This is a genomic window from Pseudomonas sp. ASL4 (assembly GCF_056680395.1).
This window is the reverse complement of sequence record NZ_CM155280.1, coordinates 715,915-734,311: the sequence shown is the minus strand read 5'-3', so window position 1 is coordinate 734,311 and position 18,397 is coordinate 715,915. Positions and strand designations below refer to the sequence as shown.

Genomic DNA, 18,397 nt, shown 5'->3' with positions numbered 1-18,397 from the left:
TCTAAACCGTGATGTACAGAGAATGACAACTACGGTGGAAAACGGTGGTCAGCCTGTGCTGCACTGTCGGATAAGCTGTGTGTGGAATGGCCAGTTATCCACAGGCCAGTTATCCACCGGGTTTGCCCCCCACTTGTCCAGTGCCCTCATGGACGGTTATCCACAGAGCTTATGCACATACCGCTGGTCGCCTTTTTAGCGGTTAACGCATTGATAAATCATGGCCTGTGCGCAACCTGCATGTGGATAAGTGGGCGGCTGGCCGCTACAATGGCCGCTTGTTTTTGCCTCACCGGCTTTCAACTTAGGGGATATCCGTGTCAGTGGAACTTTGGCAGCAGTGCGTGGAGCTTTTGCGCGATGAGCTGCCTGCCCAACAATTCAACACTTGGATCCGTCCACTACAGGTCGAAGCCGAAGGCGACGAGTTGCGTGTCTACGCACCGAATCGTTTTGTTCTCGACTGGGTCAACGAAAAGTACTTGGGCCGCGTCCTCGAACTGCTGGATGAGCATGGCAATGGCGTGGCGCCGGCGCTTTCCTTATTAATAGGCAGCAAACGCAGTTCGGCACCGCGCGCGGCACCTAATGCTCCGCTGGCCGCCGCGGCTTCCCAGGCTCAGGCCGCACAAGCCCCGGTCAGCGCGCCAGCCCCAGCCCCGGCCGCCACTCAGACCAAACGTGCGACCCAAAAGGTGGCCGAAGTCAGTGAAGAGCCGTCCCGCGACAGCTTCGACCCGATGGCCGGCGCCAGTTCGCAACAAGCCCCGGTTCGCGCCGAACAGCGCACCGTGCAGGTTGAAGGTGCGCTCAAGCACACCAGCTACCTGAATCGCACGTTCACCTTCGAAAACTTCGTCGAGGGTAAGTCCAACCAACTGGCCCGGGCTGCGGCCTGGCAAGTGGCGGATAATCCGAAGCACGGCTACAACCCGCTCTTCCTTTATGGCGGCGTAGGCTTGGGTAAAACCCACTTGATGCATGCTGTGGGTAACCACCTATTAAAGAAGAACCCGAATGCCAAGGTCGTGTACCTGCATTCCGAGCGTTTCGTGGCCGACATGGTCAAGGCGCTGCAACTGAACGCAATCAACGAGTTCAAGCGCTTCTACCGTTCGGTGGATGCGCTACTCATCGATGACATTCAGTTCTTCGCCCGCAAGGAACGTTCCCAGGAAGAGTTTTTCCACACCTTCAACGCCCTGCTTGAAGGTGGCCAGCAGGTCATTCTCACCAGTGACCGCTACCCGAAAGAAATCGAAGGCCTTGAAGAACGCCTCAAGTCCCGCTTTGGTTGGGGCCTGACTGTTGCCGTCGAGCCGCCAGAGTTGGAAACCCGTGTAGCGATCCTGATGAAAAAGGCCGACCAGGCCAAAGTCGATCTGCCACACGATGCGGCGTTCTTCATTGCCCAGCGTATTCGCTCCAACGTCCGTGAGCTGGAAGGCGCGCTTAAACGCGTGATCGCCCACTCGCACTTCATGGGCCGCGATATCACCATCGAGCTGATTCGCGAATCCCTGAAAGACTTGTTGGCGCTGCAAGATAAACTGGTCTCTGTGGATAACATTCAGCGTACCGTCGCCGAGTACTACAAGATCAAGATCTCGGACCTGCTGTCCAAGCGCCGTTCGCGCTCGGTGGCACGTCCCCGTCAGGTTGCCATGGCGTTGTCCAAGGAACTGACCAACCACAGCCTGCCGGAAATCGGCGATGTGTTTGGCGGTCGCGACCACACGACGGTTTTGCACGCCTGCCGCAAGATCAACGAACTTAAGGAATCCGACGCGGACATCCGCGAGGACTACAAGAACCTGCTGCGTACACTGACCACTTGATGAACACCAGCGCAGCTTATTAAGGCAAGGGACTAGACCATGCATTTCACCATTCAACGCGAAGCCCTGTTGAAACCCCTGCAACTGGTCGCAGGTGTCGTCGAACGCCGACAGACCTTGCCGGTGCTCTCCAACGTGCTGCTGGTTGTCGAAGGCCAGCAACTGTCGCTGACCGGTACCGACCTGGAAGTCGAGCTGGTCGGTCGTGTGCAACTCGAAGAACCGGCTGATCCAGGTTCCATCACTGTGCCTGCGCGCAAGCTGATGGATATCTGCAAGAGCCTGCCGAACGACGCTCTGATCGACATCAAGGTCGATGAGCAGAAGCTTGTTGTGAAGGCTGGCCGTAGCCGCTTCACCCTGTCGACCCTGCCATCCAATGATTTTCCGACGGTTGAAGAAGGCCCGGGTTCGCTGACCTGCAGCCTCGAGCAAAGCAAACTGCGTCGTCTGATCGAACGCACCAGCTTCGCCATGGCCCAGCAGGACGTGCGTTACTACCTTAACGGCATGCTGCTGGAAGTTTCCGAAGGCATCATCCGCGCCGTGGCCACCGACGGTCACCGTCTGGCCATGTGCTCGATGAAGGCCGATATCGGTCAACCGGACCGTCACCAAGTCATCGTGCCGCGCAAGGGTATCCTTGAGCTGGCGCGTCTGCTGACTGAGCCGGATGGCCTCGTAAGCATTGTCCTGGGTCAGCACCACATCCGTGCGACCACCGGCGAATTCACCTTCACCTCGAAACTGGTCGACGGTAAATTCCCCGACTACGAGCGTGTTCTGCCAAAGGGCGGCGACAAGCTGGTACTCGGCGATCGCCAGGCCCTGCGCGAAGCGTTTAGCCGTACTGCGATCCTGTCCAACGAGAAGTACCGCGGTATCCGTCTGCAGTTGGCCAATGGTCAATTGAAGATCCAGGCGAACAACCCGGAGCAGGAAGAAGCGGAAGAAGAAGTGGGCGTTGAGTACAACGGCGGCTCCCTGGAAATCGGCTTCAACGTGAGCTACCTGCTCGACGTGCTGGGCGTGATGACTACTGAGCAGGTTCGCCTGATCCTGTCCGACTCCAACAGCAGTGCGCTGGTGCAAGAGTCCGACAACGACGACTCGGCCTACGTTGTCATGCCGATGCGTCTGTAATCATGCTCAGCAGAAGCTAGATGTCCTTAAGTCGCGTCTCGGTCACCGCGGTGCGCAATCTGCACCCGGTGACCTTCTCCCCCTCTCCCCGAATTAACATTCTTTACGGCGCCAACGGCAGCGGCAAAACCAGTGTTCTGGAAGCCATTCATCTGCTGGGGCTTGCTCGTTCGTTTCGTAGTGCCCGTCTATTACCGGTGATTCAGTACGAGCAATTGGCGTGCACGGTGTTCGGTCAGGTGGAATTGGCGGAGGGCGGGCACAGCGCATTGGGGATATCCCGGGACCGCCAAGGTGAGTTCCAGATCCGCATCGACGGGCAAAACGCCCGCAGTGCGGCACAACTGGCGGAGATACTGCCGCTGCAGTTGATCAACCCGGACAGCTTCCGACTGCTGGAAGGCGCCCCCAAGATTCGTCGGCAGTTTCTCGACTGGGGTGTGTTCCACGTGGAACCGCGATTTATGTCCACTTGGCAGCGCTTGCAGAAGGCCCTGCGCCAGAGAAACTCTTGGCTGCGGCATGGTACACTTGACGCCGTTTCGCAAGCGGTTTGGGACAGGGAACTATGCCAGGCCAGCGCAGAAATTGATGAATACCGCCGCGCTTATATCAAAGCCTTGAAACCAGTCTTTGAACAGACCTTGAGCGAACTGGTTGAGCTCGAGGGCTTAACGCTCAGCTATTACCGAGGTTGGGACAAAGAGCGCGAGCTGAGTGCCGTGCTCGCCGGGTCCCTTCAACGGGATCAGCAAATGGGTCATACCCAGGCCGGACCACAACGCGCTGACTTGCGTCTTAGATTGGGCGCACATAACGCTGCGGACATTTTGTCCCGGGGTCAGCAGAAGTTGGTGGTCTGCGCCTTGCGGATCGCCCAAGGGCACTTGGTTAGCCAGGCCCGACGCGGCCAGTGTATTTATCTGGTGGATGACCTGCCGTCCGAGCTGGACGAGCAACACCGCCGTGCGCTTTGCCGCTTGCTGGAAGACTTACGCTGCCAGGTGTTTATCACCTGTGTAGATCACGAATTATTGAGGGAAGGCTGGCAGACGGAAACGCCAGTCGCTCTGTTCCACGTGGAACAGGGCCGTATCACCCAGACCCACGACCATCGGGAGTGAAGGCATTGAGCGAAGAAAATACGAATACCTACGACTCAACGAGCATTAAAGTGCTGAAAGGCCTGGATGCCGTACGCAAACGTCCCGGTATGTACATTGGTGACACCGACGATGGTAGCGGTCTGCACCACATGGTCTTCGAGGTAGTCGACAACTCCATCGATGAAGCGCTCGCTGGCCACTGCGACGATATCAGCATCATTATCCACCCGGATGAATCCATCACCGTTCGCGACAACGGTCGTGGTATCCCGGTAGACGTGCACAAAGAAGAAGGCGTTTCCGCAGCCGAGGTCATCATGACCGTGCTGCACGCCGGCGGTAAGTTCGACGACAACTCCTACAAAGTATCCGGCGGCCTGCACGGTGTAGGTGTTTCTGTTGTGAACGCCCTGTCCGAAGAGCTGGTTCTTACCGTTCGCCGCAGCGGCAAGATCTGGGAACAGACTTACATCCACGGTGTTCCGAAAGAACCGATGAAAATCGTCGGCGAGAGCGAATCCACCGGTACCCAGATTCACTTCAAGCCGTCTGACCTGACCTTCAAGAACATCCACTTCAGCTGGGACATCCTGGCCAAGCGGATTCGTGAACTGTCCTTCCTCAACTCCGGTGTCGGCATCGTCCTCAAGGACGAGCGCAGCGGCAAGGAAGAGCTGTTCAAGTACGAAGGCGGCCTGCGAGCGTTCGTTGAATACCTGAACACCAACAAGACTCCGGTCAACCAGGTGTTCCACTTCAACATCCAGCGTGAAGACGGCATCGGCGTGGAAATTGCCCTGCAGTGGAACGACAGCTTCAACGAGAACCTGTTGTGCTTCACCAACAACATTCCACAGCGCGATGGCGGTACTCACCTGGTGGGTTTCCGTTCCGCACTGACGCGTAACCTGAACACCTACATCGAAGCCGAAGGTCTGGCGAAGAAGCACAAAGTCGCCACCACCGGTGACGATGCCCGGGAAGGCCTGACCGCGATCATTTCGGTGAAAGTACCGGATCCGAAGTTCAGCTCCCAGACCAAAGACAAGCTGGTTTCTTCCGAAGTGAAGACCGCGGTCGAACAGGAAATGGGCAAGTACTTCTCCGACTTCCTGCTGGAAAACCCGAACGAAGCCAAACTGGTTGTCGGCAAGATGATCGACGCGGCTCGCGCTCGTGAAGCTGCGCGTAAAGCCCGTGAGATGACCCGTCGTAAAGGCGCGCTAGATATCGCCGGCCTGCCGGGCAAACTGGCTGACTGCCAGGAAAAAGACCCTGCCCTTTCTGAACTGTACCTCGTGGAAGGTGACTCTGCTGGCGGTTCCGCCAAGCAGGGTCGCAACCGTCGCACTCAGGCCATCCTGCCGCTCAAAGGCAAGATCCTGAACGTCGAGAAGGCGCGCTTCGACAAGATGATCTCTTCGCAAGAAGTGGGCACCTTGATCACCGCGCTGGGCTGCGGCATCGGCCGCGACGAGTACAACATCGCCAAGCTGCGTTACCACAACATCATCATCATGACCGATGCTGACGTCGACGGTTCTCACATCCGTACCCTGCTGCTGACCTTCTTCTTCCGTCAGTTGCCGGAGCTGATCGAGCGCGGTTACATCTACATCGCGCAGCCACCGCTGTACAAGGTTAAGAAAGGCAAGCAAGAGCAATACATCAAAGACGACGACGCCATGGAAGAGTACATGACGCAGTCGGCCCTGGAAGACGCGAGCCTGCATCTGAACGAGGACGCGCCGGGTATTTCCGGACCTGCCCTTGAGCGCCTGGTGAATGACTTCCGTCTGGTAATGAAGACCCTCAAGCGTCTGTCGCGCCTGTACCCACAGGAACTGACCGAGCACTTCATCTACCTGCCGGCGGTCACGTTGGAGCAACTGTCCGATCACGCAGCGATGCAGGACTGGATGGCTAAGTTTGAAGTTCGCCTACGCACCGTCGAGAAGTCCGGCCTGGTTTACAAAGCCAGCCTGCGTGAAGACCGTGAACGTAACGTCTGGCTGCCAGAGGTCGAACTGATCTCCCATGGCCTGTCGAACTACATCACCTTCAACCGCGATTTCTTCGGCAGCAACGACTACAAAACCGTTGTCTCGCTGGGCGCTCAACTGAGCACCTTGCTCGACGACGGCGCGTACATCCAGCGCGGCGAGCGCAAGAAACCGGTCACCGAGTTCAAGGAAGCACTTGAATGGCTGATGGCTGAAAGCACCAAGCGTCATACCATCCAGCGATACAAAGGTCTGGGCGAGATGAACCCGGATCAGCTGTGGGAAACCACCATGGACCCAAGCCAGCGCCGGATGCTCAAAGTGACCATCGAAGACGCCATTGGCGCGGACCAGATCTTCAACACCCTGATGGGTGATGCGGTCGAACCCCGTCGTGAGTTCATCGAAAGCAACGCCTTGGCGGTTTCCAACCTGGACTTCTGATCCAGCGGCAGCGCCAAACAAAAAGGCCAACGCTTAAGCGTTGGCCTTTTTTTATGGCTTCTGGAAAATCAAAAGATCGTCCGAACGCGGCCCGAGCCTTCGGCAGCTCCTACGCCGACCGCATTTCCCTGTAGGAGCTGCCGAAGGCTGCGATCTTTTGATCGTTACTCGATTACTGACGCCACACTTTCCAACCGATACCCATACCCATAAATCGTCAACAACTGCCAACCCCGATCTGCCGTCAGCCCGAGCTTATTGCGAAGGCGATAAATGTGAGTATCAAGCGGTCTTGAAGAGACCATTTCTTCATGACTCCAGAACCGCTCATACAGGTATTCCCGAGATAGCGGCCGGCCCAGGTTGGTGAACAGGCAGTGGGCCAGTCGGTATTCTTTTTCAGTCAGGCTGATGGGGCTGCCGGCGCGGGTGACGGTCAGCTCTGCGTCGTCGAAGACCAAGTCATTGAACGTCAGTAGTTCGGTGGCGGGTGATCGTTGCAGGCCGTGTCGGCGCAGCACTGCACTCACTCGTGCCTTGAGCTCGTTGGGGCGGAACGGTTTACTCACGTAGTCGTCAGCGCCGGCATTCAGGGCCTGGACGATATCGCTCTCAGCGTCGCGACTGGTCAGCATGATCGCGGCGGGTGGTGCGTCCATGTGTTCGCGGGTCCAGCGCAACAGCGACAGGCCACTGATATCGGGCAGTTGCCAGTCGAGGATTAGCAGGTCGAAGGTCTCCCGCCGAAGTTGTCGCAGCAGGTCCTCCCCTCGCTCGAAACTGTGCAATGTCCACGCTTGCTCTCCCGGGGAGGGGATCTGTCGCAGTGTCTGTTCCACCCGACGTAGCTCGGCGGGTTCGTCATCCAGTATTGCGACACGCATGCGCAGTGATTCCTTCATCTCGTAAGGGCAACGTTCAAGAAAAGTCCTACGGGAGCGAGTTTAGGCTGATTGCCTGAATCTGAACAATTGTGGCGAATCGCTCCGAAGTTCTAGAGGGTGGCTACGCTAGTAGCACTTCGCCCTCAGGCGAGAAGCCACTGGCAGAAAACTCAATAGGGACTGTGGGAAAGATGCATCACAAGGTTCTGGAAAAGATCGCCTGTCACGTTTTCACAAGACTGGCAGCGTTGGTGTTTGTGGGCAGCCTTGGGCTGGGATGCACAGCGGCCCAATCCTCTCCAGACGCCTATCGGGAGGCAACACCACGCTACTTCGGTGGTGGGATAAATACATCACTGGGGGATTCCCAGGGGTTTGCGCCTGTCTATTCGCTGCAAGCAGAAGCGGATCAACCCGTCAGCCAGGTAGAACAGCGCTGGGTGTTCTAGAACGCCTGGGCAATTCTGAACAATTATTGAGAATCGCCTCACAGCAGGCGCATGCCGGTAAATTCGTTCTCGCTGAGCAGGCACAACGAGCATTGGGATGTGCTCTGACGCAGGGAGCGTCAACGCCAACCTGGCGGGACCGCCGATCGCCGGTTTGCGGGCGGTCTGCAGTTCAGGGGGAAATCAAGGAGTGCCTGCTCAGGTTTCAAATCGGCTTGATGATCGGTCGATTCTGACACAGGGACGTGTCATCCCTACGGTCTATGGCTATCTGCCAGAGCGTCCGGTCAGGTATGGTGCTTCCAGCGGATCGAAGCCTTTGCGGCCTGATTACCACAAGAGCATAAAAAGCCAATCCATGAACTCCAAGACCCTTTTGCTTCTGCGCCGTTCTGGCGTCTGCCTGTTTTTGCTGACCGGCCTGATGGGGTTGATTACCCCGGACGTATCGGCTGCCCCCGCCTCCACAAAACGCCTGCCTTATATCGACGACAACCAACAATGCCGTGGCCAGCCGCTGCCCGCGACTGTAGAGCATCTGACCGGCGAAGCCTGGAAACTGGACGTCAAAGGTAAACAGGTGCCGCTGGAAGAAGGCATGAAAGTGGATGAGCGAGAAGGTGTCATGACCTCTCCTTCAGCCTTTGTCAGTCTGTCTCTGGGCGATGGCTCGCGTATTGTCTTGCCCTCAAGCTCGCGCATCACCCTGCTTTTGAATGAAGAACATTCGATCCCTCAAGTGATTCTTGAGCAGGGTCAGGTCGAGTCGTATGTGATCAAGCGCGCCAGCGACTATGATCGTTTTCAGATTGTCACGCCGGTCGGCGTACTGGGCGTGCGAGGGACACATTTTCGGGTACGCGACGATGATGGCGACCAGGCTGTGCTGGAAGTGCTGAATGGGCAAGTTGCGGTCAATCGCGAGGAAGAGCCTTCGTCTCCACAGCCTGCCAGACATTCTGTCGTACCGGACGATGACGAAGTCCAGGTCATGGCCCGTCAGGGGCTGCGTATTCAGAAACAGGGCAAGTTGACCCCGGTCGAATTGTTGCCGGCCCCCCGGCTGTTGGGGCAGGCAGGCCAGACGGGCCCGGTGCCTACTTGGCAACTGATCATGAAGCCCATTGAGGGGGCCACGCGTTATCGAGCGCAAGTCGCCACTGATGCGGCGTTTCTGAACATCAAGCAAGAGCAGTATTCGAGCACGCCGCAAGTCAACTTCCACGACCTGAAAGCGTTCTTCTATCATGTTCGGCTCTCGGCGTATGACGCCCAGGGACTAGAGGGAGAAACCGGGGTATATGACATTTTCTATTACCCCAGGACCACGCGTGTCCAATAGCACTCCGGCCGACTGCCGATGAAGGGCCGGCCAAGGAAGGAAGCGCGCGAGCCGACCCAGGCTCAACGGTTGTTCCGGCGTATGGTCCGCGAGTGGCTGTGGGTCAGTCTGATCCTGCTGCCGCTGACAGCCCTCCTGTCCCTGAGCCATGGCCTGACGTTGAGCAATCTGCTCTACGACAACCTGCGTCGACTCAGCCCGCTGCCGGTTGATCCCCGAATCTTGATTGTGACCATCGACGATTACAGTCTGCAGCAACTTGGGCAATGGCCGTGGTCGCGAGTGCTGCACGCCGATCTGCTCGATCGACTGAGCGCTGCAAAGGCCAAAGGCATTCTGTTCGATGTGATTTTCAGCGAACCCGACAGCCATCCCGACAACGATCAGCGTCTGGCCCAGGCAGCCTGTCGGGCCGGCAATGTGTTTGTGCCGCTACTGCGTGAAGGTGTGGCGCGCTATGGGCAGCCGCTGGGGGAAATAGAGCCGGTGGCACCGCTGAGTCACTGCGCCATGGGCATCGGGCACATCAATGCCGAAGCGGACGTCGATGGCATCGTGCGTAGCGTGTATCTGAGCGAAGGATCGGCGCAGAACCCCCGGGCTCAACTTGCCTGGCTGCTGTATCAATTGAGCCAGCCGGGCGATCACTCTCCATCAATGCCCGGTACCCCTGCCCCGCTGTCGGTGCAAGGTTGGCAACGTTCCCACGAAATACGTATTCCCTTCATCAGGGCCGATGCCGGATTTCCCAGCGTGCCTTACGTCAGCGTGTTGCGAGGCGAAGTCGCGCCGCAGTTGCTGCGCGATCGGCTGATTTTGATCGGTTCGACCGCACCGGGTCTGGGTGACCGCTATGTCACCCCACAATCGGCGAGTCTCGGCACGACGCCGGGCATCGAGATTCAGGCAAACATCCTCAACGGGTTGCTGCAACAGCGCAGCATTGTGGTGCTCGATGAGCGCCTTTCGGTATTGCTGTCGGTAATGCTCGTCGGGCTGCTGCTGGGTTTGTTGTTATTGCGCCCTCGCCTGGCCTTGTGGATGACCGTTGGCGGCATCGCCGTGGCCTTGCTCGGGTCTTGCCTGCTGTTGCGGCTGGGCTGGTGGTGGTCACCGGCCGCGAGCCTGCTGGGCATGTTGCTGGGTTACCTGATCTGGAACTGGCGGCGGCTGAGTGCGGTACTCGCCTACTTCGGCTGGGAACTGGCGCGTCTGGACAGCGAGCCGAAAGTCTTCCCTGAACGCCGACGCACCCAGGCCCCGGCCGGGGATGTATTGCAGGGGCAAATCGTTGCACTGGAACAGGCCATGAGCCGGACACGGGACACCCGGCGCTTCATCGCTGATGGCCTGGAATACCTGCCGGTAGCGACGCTGATCAGCGATCCGAACGGCCGAATCCTGCTGGCCAATCGCAAGGCTCGAGATGTGTTTGCCAGTGAACTGGTGGGTGAAGACTTGCTCAATCAATTAACCGCCCTGGGTTATCCGGCAGCACTCAATGGCGCGCCAGCAGCCTTGTCGGCCCTGGAACCGATGGAGTTCCGTGATACCCAGGCACGCAGCCTGCGAGTCGATCTTGCTCCACTGCTGCCCGCCGAGGGCGATACGCCGATTGGCTGGCTGCTGAGCCTGACCGACTTGAGTGTCGAACGTGATGCCGAAGAACAGCGAGCGGTGTTGTTGCGATTTCTTTCCCATGACCTGCGGGCGCCCAACTCGGCGATTCTCGCGTTGCTTGATGTGCAGCGGCATCAGGCGAGCGGCGACGCTCACCTGTTCGCCCAGATCGAGTTGCAAGTGCGCAAGGCGCTGAGCCTGACCGAGGCGTTTGTGCAGTTGGCGAAAGCCGAGTCGGAGGCCTACCAGTTCCAGCCGAGCATGTTCGCCATGCTGCTGCTCGATACCTTCGACCAGGCGATGAGCATCGCGCAGTTGAAGAACATTCAGCTGTTGCACGATCTGGATGAAGACGCCGAAGCCCTGGTCATGGCGGATCAATCGTTGCTGACGCGCGCGCTGTTCAACCTGCTGGAGAATGCGATCAAGTACAGCCCGGCCGGTTCACGGATTAGCGTGCGGGTGAGTTGTGCCAATGACTGGCTGACCTGTGAGATTACCGATCAGGGCAGAGGTATCGCCGCCGAAGAATTGCCGGAGTTGTTCAGCCAGTACCGGCGCTTTGCTTCGGCGCACGGCAATGATGGTCTGGGTTTGGGTCTGTCGATGGTCAAGGCTGTTGTGGATCGTCACGGTGGGCGGATCGAGTGCCAGAGCAAGGTCGGACAAGGCACTACATTCAGGCTTCAATTACCGGTGTTTACCGATTAAAGGCAAAAGATCGCAGCCTTCGGCAGCGCCTCACAAGCCCGTAGGGTGCGATTTTTTGAGGCACAAAAAAACCGGCTATATCAGCCGGTTTTTTTACGTCCGAAAAAAACTTATGCACCTTTTTCAGATTTTTATGAGCTTCAGAAATATGTATATAAATCATCAACCTATAAGCTAAATCCGTCGTTTTTCAACAAAACGGTACACAGGTTATCCACAGAATCTCAGACAGCCACTTGATCAGTTGTGGCAGGTGCCTGAGGAGCGGGTGGCAACGAACCCATGTCGCGCTGCATCTGCTCGTTCCAGGCCTGAACCCGATCATTCAGTGCAGCAATGGCTCGCGGCCCAGTGCCCTCGGCGTACATCGGCTCGCCGATGATCACGGTGATCACACCCTGCTTCTTCGCCCAACCGGTTTTCGGCCAGAACTTGCCGGCATTGTGTGCAATCGGCAGTACCGGAAGCTCGGCGTTGACCGCCAAGGCGCTACCGCCGCGCGAGAACTTGCCGACGGTGCCGTAAGGAACACGAGTCCCCTCGGGGAAGATCAGCACCCAAACGCCGTCCTTCAGCAATTCATCGCCCTTCTTCGCCACATGCTTGAGCGCGGCTTTCGGGTTGTCGCGGTCGATGGCAATCGGACGCAGCATGGCCATCGCCCAGCCGAAGAACGGCACGAAGAGCAGCGAGCGTTTAAGCACCTGGCTCAACGGTTCGAAGTAAGCCGAGAGAAAGAACGTCTCCCAGGTGCTCTGATGGTTCGACTGAATCACGCAGGGCTGGTCAGGCACGTTCTCGGCGCCCTTCACTTCATAGCTAATGCCCAGAAATACTTTGCTCAGCCATAAGGCGCAGCGGCACCAGTACACGTTGATGAAGCGATATCGGGCCTTGAATGGCAGAAACGGCGCGATAAAAAAGCTCAGGCTGCACCAGAGCAAAGAGCTGGTGCCCAGCAACAGATAGAAGAGGAACGTTCTGATGGCCTGCAGTATCGACATGGTGACGTTTACCGTGCGGGCTCTGCCCGTCTATATAAAGCGCAATCCCGATCAATCCTTGGTCAGGAATCTCGAAACGCTCTAATTGTGGATAAGTTCTGCGGCAATCGCCGCCAGATCGTCAAAAATCAAGGTGCCTACCGGCAGGGTCTTGCCCTGAGTCTTTTCGCCTTTTCCGGTCTTTACCAAAACTGGCTGAGAATCGACGGCTTTGGCGGCTTCCAGGTCACCGAGACTGTCGCCGACGAACCATAGATTAGTCAGCGATACGTTGTAATGCGCGGCGATGGTTTTCAACATCCCGGGTTTCGGCTTGCGGCAATCGCAGCCTTCGTCCGGCCCGTGCGGGCAGTAGACGATCAGCCCGACTTCACCGCCCTGCTCCGTCACCAACGAACGCAAGCGCTCGTGCATGGCGTCCAGGGTGGCGATGTCGTAATAGCCGCGAGCGATGCCCGACTGGTTGGTAGCAACCGCTACCGTCCAGCCGGCCTTGCTCAACTGCGCGATGGCTTCGATCGAGCCGGGGAGTGGAATCCACTCCTCCACCGATTTGATGTAAGCGTCGGAGTCATAGTTGATCACCCCGTCCCGATCGAGAATCAGCAGTTTCAAACAGTCTTACCCCAGCAGCGAAATGTCGGCGACGCCGAGGAACAGCCCACGCAAGCGGGACAACAGGGCATAACGGTTGGCGCGCACTTTGGCGTCATCCGCGTTGACCATCACGGCTTCGAAGAACGCATCCACCGGCTCGCGCAAGGCAGCCAAACGCGCCAGCGATTCACTGTACTGACGCGCAGCGGCCATCGGCTGGACAGCTTGGTCCGCCTGCTGGATCGCCGAATACAGGGAGAACTCGTTGGCGTTGTCGAAGTACTTGGCTTCCACCACCGACGGAATCGAGCCTTCGGCCTTGCTCAGCAAGTTCGAAACACGCTTGTTCACGGCGGCCAGAGCGGCGGCTTCCGGCAATTTGCGGAACGCTTGAACCGCTTGCACACGCTGATCGAAGTCCAGCGCCGAACCCGGCTTCAGGGCACGTACCGACAGGTAAGTCGCGACGTCCACACCTTCGTCTTCGTAACGGGCACGCAGACGGTCGAAGATGAACTCCAGCACCGACTCGTTCAGGCCGGCAGCCTTGATCTTGGCGCCGAACGCGTTCACGGCGAAGGCCACGGCGTCGTTCAGGTCAAGCTCGAGCTTCTTGTCGATCAGGATGCGCAACACGCCCAGGGCTGCACGGCGCAGGGCGTACGGGTCTTTGCTACCGGTTGGCAGCATGCCGATGCCGAAGATGCCGACCAGGGTGTCGAGCTTGTCCGCGATGGCCACGGCCGCACCGGTCAGGGTGGTCGGCAGTTCAGCGCCGGCACCGCGCGGCATGTATTGCTCGTTCAGTGCCAGGGCGACTTCTTGCGGCTCGCCGTCGTTGAGGGCGTAGTAGTAACCGGCGACACCTTGCATCTCCGGGAACTCACCGACCATCTCGGTCGCCAGGTCGCACTTGGACAGCAGGCCGGCACGGGAAGCCCATGCCGCGTTGCCGCCAATGCGCTGCGCGATGAACGCGGCCAGTTTGGAAACACGCTCGGCCTTGTCGTAGACGCTGCCGAGTTTTTCCTGGAACACCACGTTTTGCAGGCGCAGGTTGAAGTCTTCGAGTTTCTGCTTCTTGTCTTGCTTGAAGAAGAACTCGGCGTCGGTCAGGCGTGGGCGAACCACTTTCTCGTTACCGGCGATGATCTGTTGCGGGTCTTTGCTTTCGATGTTGGCCACGGTAATGAAACGGGGCAGCAACTTGCCGTCGGCATCCAGCAGGCAGAAATACTTCTGGTTGTCCTGCATGGTGGTGATCAGGGCTTCTTGCGGCACATCGAGGAAACGCTCCTCGAACGAGCACACCAGCGGCACCGGCCATTCAACCAGCGCGGTCACTTCGTCGAGCAAGGCTGGAGGGACGATTGCCGTGCCTTCCTGCAAGGTCGCGAGTTCTTCGGTGCGCTTGCTGATGATTGCGCGACGCTCGTTGGCATCGGCCAATACGTAGGCAGCACGCAAGTCGGTCAGGTAGTTGGCCGGCGCGGTGATGCGTACGCTTTGCGGGTGGTGGAAGCGGTGACCACGGGAATCGCGACCGGCCTTCTGGGCGAGGATCGTGCAATCGATGACCTGGTCACCGAGCAGCATCACCAGCCACTGAGTCGGGCGAACGAATTCTTCCTTGCGAGCACCCCAGCGCATGCGCTTCGGGATAGGCAGGTCGTTCAGGGAGTCTTCAACGATGGTCGGCAGCAGGCTCGCGGTCGGTTTACCGGCGATGCTCTGGCTGTAACGCAGTTTTGGACCGCTCTGATCGATTTCGCTCAGGTCGACGCCGCACTTCTTGGCGAAGCCCAAGGCTGCTTGAGTCGGGTTGCCTTCGGCATCGAACGCGGCCTGACGTGGCGGGCCGTCGAGGTTGATGCTGCGATCCGGCTGCTGAATATCCAGCGCGGTGATCAGTACAGCCAGACGACGCGGTGCGGCGTAGACGGTTTTGGCTTCGTAGCTCAGGCCAGCGGCTTGCAGGCCCTTGTCGATACCAGCCAGGAACGCGTCGGCCAGGGTGTTCAGGGCTTTAGGTGGCAGTTCTTCGGTGCCCAATTCAACCAGGAAATCCAGAGCACTCATTGTGCAGCCTCCAGCTTAGCCAACACTTCATCACGCAGGTCCGGGGTCGCCATCGGGAAGCCCAGCTTGGCGCGAGCCAGCAGGTAGGCTTGCGCAACGGAACGCGCCAGGGTGCGTACACGCAGAATGTATTGCTGACGTGCAGTCACCGAGATCGCCCGGCGCGCATCCAGCAGGTTGAAGGTGTGGGAGGCCTTCAACACCATTTCGTAGCTCGGCAATGGCAGCGGCTGGTCGAGTTCGATCAGGCGTTTAGCTTCGCTTTCGTAGAAATCGAACAGCTCGAACAGCTTCTCGACGTTGGCGTGTTCGAAGTTGTAGGTCGATTGCTCGACTTCGTTCTGGTGGAACACGTCGCCGTAGGTGACTTTGCCCATCGGACCGTCAGCCCAGACCAGGTCGTAGACCGAGTCCACGCCTTGCAGGTACATGGCCAGACGCTCAAGACCGTAGGTGATCTCGCCGGTCACCGGGTAGCACTCGATGCCGCCCGCTTGCTGGAAGTAAGTGAACTGCGTCACTTCCATGCCGTTGAGCCAGACTTCCCAGCCCAGACCCCAGGCGCCCAGAGTTGGCGACTCCCAGTTGTCTTCGACGAAGCGAATGTCGTGGACCAACGGGTCCAGACCGACGTGCTTGAGGGAGCCCAGGTACAGTTCCTGGAAGTTGTCCGGGTTCGGCTTCAGGACTACCTGGAACTGGTAGTAGTGCTGCAGCCGGTTCGGGTTTTCGCCGTAGCGGCCGTCAGTCGGGCGACGACTGGGCTGCACATAAGCGGCGTTCCAGGTTTCCGGGCCGATGGCGCGCAGAAACGTGGCTGTGTGGAAAGTGCCGGCGCCTACTTCCATATCGTAGGGCTGAAGTACCACACAACCTTGCTCGGCCCAGTATTGCTGGAGGGCGAGGATCAAGTCTTGGAAGGTACGCACGGCTGGCGTAGGCTGGCTCACGAAATTCACCTGTTTCTTGGGCTGCGATTTAAAGAGCGGGAGTATACCCGATTCGTTGCTGCGCACGCCCCCTGGAGCCTTATGCCACGCTGCTTTTGGTGTTCCGAAGATCCGCTATACATGGCTTATCACGATCAGGAGTGGGGCACGCCGCTACGCGATGCGCAGGGATTGTTCGAGTTGCTTTTGCTCGAAGGGTTCCAGGCCGGCCTCTCATGGATCACCGTGCTGCGCAAACGCGAGCGTTATCGCGAGGTGTTGTTCGGCTTTGACGTGCAACGTGTGGCGCAGATGAGCGACGCGGAAATCGCTGAATTGATGCTTGACCCCGGCATCATCCGCAACCGTCTCAAACTCAACGCGGCCCGGCGCAATGCCCAGGCCTGGCTGGCGCTGGAGGACCCGGTAGGGTTTCTCTGGTCGTTCGTTGGCGGTAAACCCGTGATCAATCATTTCAAGGATCGCAGCCAGGTGCCGGCCGTGACACCGGTCGCTGTGGAGATGAGCAAAGGCCTGAAAAAGGCTGGTTTCACGTTCGTCGGCCCGACCATTTGTTACGCGCTGATGCAGGCCTCGGGCATGGTCATGGACCACACCCAGGATTGCGATCGCTACGCGACGCTGGCGAACGGCGGTTAGAATGGCCGCCTCGCACACAGCACAAGATCAGGAGTGACCTGTGGATAAGTTTAAAGGCGCCTTGCTGGTAGGCGCTCTGCGGCTGTTTGCCCTGCTTCCGTGGCGGGCAGTGCAGGCGGTGGGCTCGGCCATTGGCTGGGTGATGTGGAAAACCCCCAACCGTTCCCGCGATGTGGTGCGGATCAACCTGGCCAAGTGCTTTCCAGAGATGGACCCGGCCGAACGTGAACGCCTGGTCGGCCAGAGCCTCAGCGACATCGGCAAGTCCCTGACCGAAAGCGCCTGCGCCTGGATTTGGCCGGCCCAGCGCTCCATCGACCTGGTGCGTGAAGTCGAAGGCCTCGACGTATTGAAGGACGCCCTCGCCTCCGGCAAAGGTGTGGTCGGTATCACCAGCCACCTGGGCAACTGGGAAGTGTTGAACCACTTCTATTGCAGCCAGTGCAAACCGATCATCTTCTATCGTCCGCCAAAGTTGAAGGCTGTGGACGATTTGCTGCGCAAGCAGCGCGTACAGCTGGGTAACCGCGTGGCCGCTTCCACCAAGGAAGGCATCCTCAGCGTCATCAAGGAGGTGCGCAAAGGTGGTGCAGTGGGCATCCCCGCTGACCCGGAACCGGCCGAATCCGCCGGGATCTTCGTGCCGTTCTTCGCCACCCAGGCATTGACCAGCAAGTTTGTACCGAACATGCTCGCCGGCGGCAAAGCGGTCGGCGTGTTCCTGCATGCCCTGCGGCTGCCGGATGGTTCGGGGTACAAAGTGATCCTCGAAGCCGCGCCCGAAGCCATGTACAGCACGGATACCGAGACGTCCTGTGCCGCCATGAGCAAGGTGGTCGAGCGCTATGTCGGGGCTTATCCGAGCCAATACATGTGGAGCATGAAGCGTTTCAAGAAGCGTCCACTCGGCGAAGAGCGCTGGTACTGACGTTAATGGCACGATCTGTGGATAATTTCTTGTAGGTCAAAATTATCCACAACAGGTTCAATCAAGGGCGCAGAAGATGTCCGACCACCGCAAATCATTTCGCATCAAAATCAGTCACGAAAGCTTCGGCGAGTGCCTGGGGCAAACCCGTAACCTCTCGACGACGGGTGTGTACGTCAAGCACCCGACCCTGTCGGCCTTGCCCAAGGGCACGGTGGTCTTCGGCCAGGTGCAAGGTTTACCCACAGGCGCGCCGCGAGTGCGCATGGAAGTGGTGCTGGTGGATGCCGAAGGGATTGGCCTGCGCTATCTCTGATTAGCGAGCCTGACGCTCAAGCTTCTTCAGAAACACCGTCATTTCCTTCTCTGCCTGCTTATCGCCATGAGCGCGGGCGGCTTCCAGGCCTTGCTCCCACGCCTGACGTGCCGCCGCAAAATCTGCCAGCGCCAAGTGCGCCTTGCCCAACAGCTTCCACGCCGCCGAATACTTCGGATCGAACTCGACGCAACGCTGGAAATGCTCCGCCGCTTTCGCGTTTTCCCCAAGATCCAGATAACCCTTGCCGAGGCCGAAGCGCAGCAAGGCGTTATCCACACCCTTGGCGAGCATTTTTTCCAGGGATTCGATCATCAGTGGATTCCTTGTCGAGGTGGGTCAGG

The 18,397-nt window shown here is 58.5% G+C and carries 16 protein-coding genes; 10 read left to right on the top strand and 6 right to left on the bottom strand.

Annotated elements, in window-relative coordinates:
- Positions 1-317 precede the first annotated feature (317 nt).
- Genes dnaA through gyrB form a run of 4 tightly spaced genes read left to right on the top strand, consistent with a single transcriptional unit; the run spans position 318 to position 6,534 of the window.
- The gene (dnaA, locus tag AC1MEW_RS03180; RefSeq protein WP_201199231.1) at positions 318-1,838 is read left to right on the top strand and encodes a chromosomal replication initiator protein DnaA; all 1,521 of its coding nucleotides are present in this window, start codon (positions 318-320) and stop codon (positions 1,836-1,838) included.
- 39 nt (positions 1,839-1,877) lie between these two features.
- Complete coding sequence (gene dnaN, locus AC1MEW_RS03175) at positions 1,878-2,981, top strand: DNA polymerase III subunit beta (RefSeq protein ID WP_201199232.1); 1,104 nt, start codon at positions 1,878-1,880, stop codon at positions 2,979-2,981.
- Between the two features lie 20 nt (positions 2,982-3,001).
- Positions 3,002-4,105, top strand: coding sequence for a DNA replication/repair protein RecF (gene recF, locus AC1MEW_RS03170; RefSeq protein ID WP_201199233.1), 1,104 nt, complete (start codon positions 3,002-3,004; stop codon positions 4,103-4,105).
- Positions 4,106-4,110: 5 nt separating this feature from the next.
- Positions 4,111-6,534, top strand: coding sequence for a DNA topoisomerase (ATP-hydrolyzing) subunit B (gyrB, locus tag AC1MEW_RS03165; RefSeq protein WP_201199234.1), 2,424 nt, complete (start codon positions 4,111-4,113; stop codon positions 6,532-6,534).
- A 164-nt stretch (positions 6,535-6,698) separates the two neighbouring features.
- Here the strand turns inward: gyrB and AC1MEW_RS03160 are convergent, their stop codons facing one another.
- A complete protein-coding gene (locus tag AC1MEW_RS03160) occupies positions 6,699-7,418 on the bottom strand; it encodes a response regulator transcription factor (RefSeq protein WP_201199236.1) in 720 nt (239 codons plus the stop codon).
- 191 nt (positions 7,419-7,609) lie between these two features.
- Between AC1MEW_RS03160 and AC1MEW_RS03155 the strand changes: the two genes are divergently transcribed.
- From AC1MEW_RS03155 to AC1MEW_RS03145, 3 genes are all read left to right on the top strand, one after another.
- Complete coding sequence (locus AC1MEW_RS03155) at positions 7,610-7,867, top strand: hypothetical protein (RefSeq protein ID WP_480425387.1); 258 nt, start codon at positions 7,610-7,612, stop codon at positions 7,865-7,867.
- 424 nt (positions 7,868-8,291) lie between these two features.
- Positions 8,292-9,209 carry a FecR family protein gene (locus tag AC1MEW_RS03150; RefSeq protein WP_416195323.1) on the top strand — a complete coding sequence of 306 codons (918 nt, stop codon included), beginning with the start codon at positions 8,292-8,294 and terminating at the stop codon, positions 9,207-9,209.
- 18 nt (positions 9,210-9,227) lie between these two features.
- A complete protein-coding gene (locus AC1MEW_RS03145; RefSeq protein ID WP_480425386.1) occupies positions 9,228-11,540 on the top strand; it encodes a CHASE2 domain-containing protein in 2,313 nt (770 codons plus the stop codon).
- A 224-nt stretch (positions 11,541-11,764) separates the two neighbouring features.
- Here the strand turns inward: AC1MEW_RS03145 and AC1MEW_RS03140 are convergent, their stop codons facing one another.
- The 4 genes from AC1MEW_RS03140 to glyQ all read right to left on the bottom strand — a co-directional run bounded on the left by AC1MEW_RS03140 (position 11,765) and on the right by glyQ (position 16,170).
- Positions 11,765-12,544: a lysophospholipid acyltransferase family protein gene (locus tag AC1MEW_RS03140; protein ID WP_201196036.1), complete on the bottom strand. Its 780-nt coding sequence runs from the start codon at positions 12,542-12,544 to the stop codon at positions 11,765-11,767.
- An 81-nt stretch (positions 12,545-12,625) separates the two neighbouring features.
- Positions 12,626-13,159 (bottom strand): D-glycero-beta-D-manno-heptose 1,7-bisphosphate 7-phosphatase, encoded by a 534-nt coding sequence (gmhB, locus tag AC1MEW_RS03135; protein WP_480425383.1) that lies wholly within the window; start codon positions 13,157-13,159, stop codon positions 12,626-12,628.
- 6 nt (positions 13,160-13,165) lie between these two features.
- Positions 13,166-15,220, bottom strand: a complete 2,055-nt coding sequence (gene glyS / locus AC1MEW_RS03130) for a glycine--tRNA ligase subunit beta (protein ID WP_201199242.1) — start codon at positions 15,218-15,220, stop codon at positions 13,166-13,168.
- The gene (gene glyQ, locus AC1MEW_RS03125) at positions 15,217-16,170 is read right to left on the bottom strand and encodes a glycine--tRNA ligase subunit alpha (protein ID WP_008155694.1); all 954 of its coding nucleotides are present in this window, start codon (positions 16,168-16,170) and stop codon (positions 15,217-15,219) included. Before glyQ ends, glyS begins: the two co-directional genes overlap by 4 nt.
- A gap of 81 nt (positions 16,171-16,251) precedes the next feature.
- On the opposite strand from glyQ, the gene tag reads away from it, so the two are divergent.
- The 3 genes from tag (at position 16,252) to AC1MEW_RS03110 (ending at position 18,053) form a co-directional block, all read left to right on the top strand.
- Positions 16,252-16,809 (top strand): DNA-3-methyladenine glycosylase I, encoded by a 558-nt coding sequence (gene tag, locus AC1MEW_RS03120; protein ID WP_480425381.1) that lies wholly within the window; start codon positions 16,252-16,254, stop codon positions 16,807-16,809.
- 40 nt (positions 16,810-16,849) lie between these two features.
- Positions 16,850-17,737 carry a lysophospholipid acyltransferase gene (locus tag AC1MEW_RS03115; RefSeq protein ID WP_201199246.1) on the top strand — a complete coding sequence of 296 codons (888 nt, stop codon included), beginning with the start codon at positions 16,850-16,852 and terminating at the stop codon, positions 17,735-17,737.
- 76 nt (positions 17,738-17,813) lie between these two features.
- Positions 17,814-18,053 carry a PilZ domain-containing protein gene (locus tag AC1MEW_RS03110; protein WP_201199248.1) on the top strand — a complete coding sequence of 80 codons (240 nt, stop codon included), beginning with the start codon at positions 17,814-17,816 and terminating at the stop codon, positions 18,051-18,053.
- Here the strand turns inward: AC1MEW_RS03110 and AC1MEW_RS03105 are convergent, their stop codons facing one another.
- A complete protein-coding gene (locus AC1MEW_RS03105) occupies positions 18,054-18,371 on the bottom strand; it encodes a tetratricopeptide repeat protein (RefSeq protein WP_201205074.1) in 318 nt (105 codons plus the stop codon). It lies immediately after the preceding gene.
- Positions 18,372-18,397 lie beyond the last annotated feature (26 nt).

What these genes read in the sequence shown, in the direction of transcription:
- AC1MEW_RS03140 (WP_201196036.1), bottom strand. Translation starts at nt 12,544, where the DNA reads ATGTCGATACTGCAGGCCATCAGAACGTTCCTCTTCTATCTGTTGCTG.
- tag (WP_480425381.1), top strand. Translation starts at nt 16,252, where the DNA reads ATGCCACGCTGCTTTTGGTGTTCCGAAGATCCGCTATACATGGCTTAT.
- recF (WP_201199233.1), top strand. Translation starts at nt 3,002, where the DNA reads ATGTCCTTAAGTCGCGTCTCGGTCACCGCGGTGCGCAATCTGCACCCG.
- AC1MEW_RS03110 (WP_201199248.1), top strand. Translation starts at nt 17,814, where the DNA reads ATGTCCGACCACCGCAAATCATTTCGCATCAAAATCAGTCACGAAAGC.
- AC1MEW_RS03150 (WP_416195323.1), top strand. Translation starts at nt 8,292, where the DNA reads ATGGGGTTGATTACCCCGGACGTATCGGCTGCCCCCGCCTCCACAAAA.
- dnaN (WP_201199232.1), top strand. Translation starts at nt 1,878, where the DNA reads ATGCATTTCACCATTCAACGCGAAGCCCTGTTGAAACCCCTGCAACTG.
- AC1MEW_RS03155 (WP_480425387.1), top strand. Translation starts at nt 7,610, where the DNA reads ATGCATCACAAGGTTCTGGAAAAGATCGCCTGTCACGTTTTCACAAGA.
- AC1MEW_RS03160 (WP_201199236.1), bottom strand. Translation starts at nt 7,418, where the DNA reads ATGCGTGTCGCAATACTGGATGACGAACCCGCCGAGCTACGTCGGGTG.
- AC1MEW_RS03145 (WP_480425386.1), top strand. Translation starts at nt 9,228, where the DNA reads ATGAAGGGCCGGCCAAGGAAGGAAGCGCGCGAGCCGACCCAGGCTCAA.
- glyS (WP_201199242.1), bottom strand. Translation starts at nt 15,220, where the DNA reads ATGAGTGCTCTGGATTTCCTGGTTGAATTGGGCACCGAAGAACTGCCA.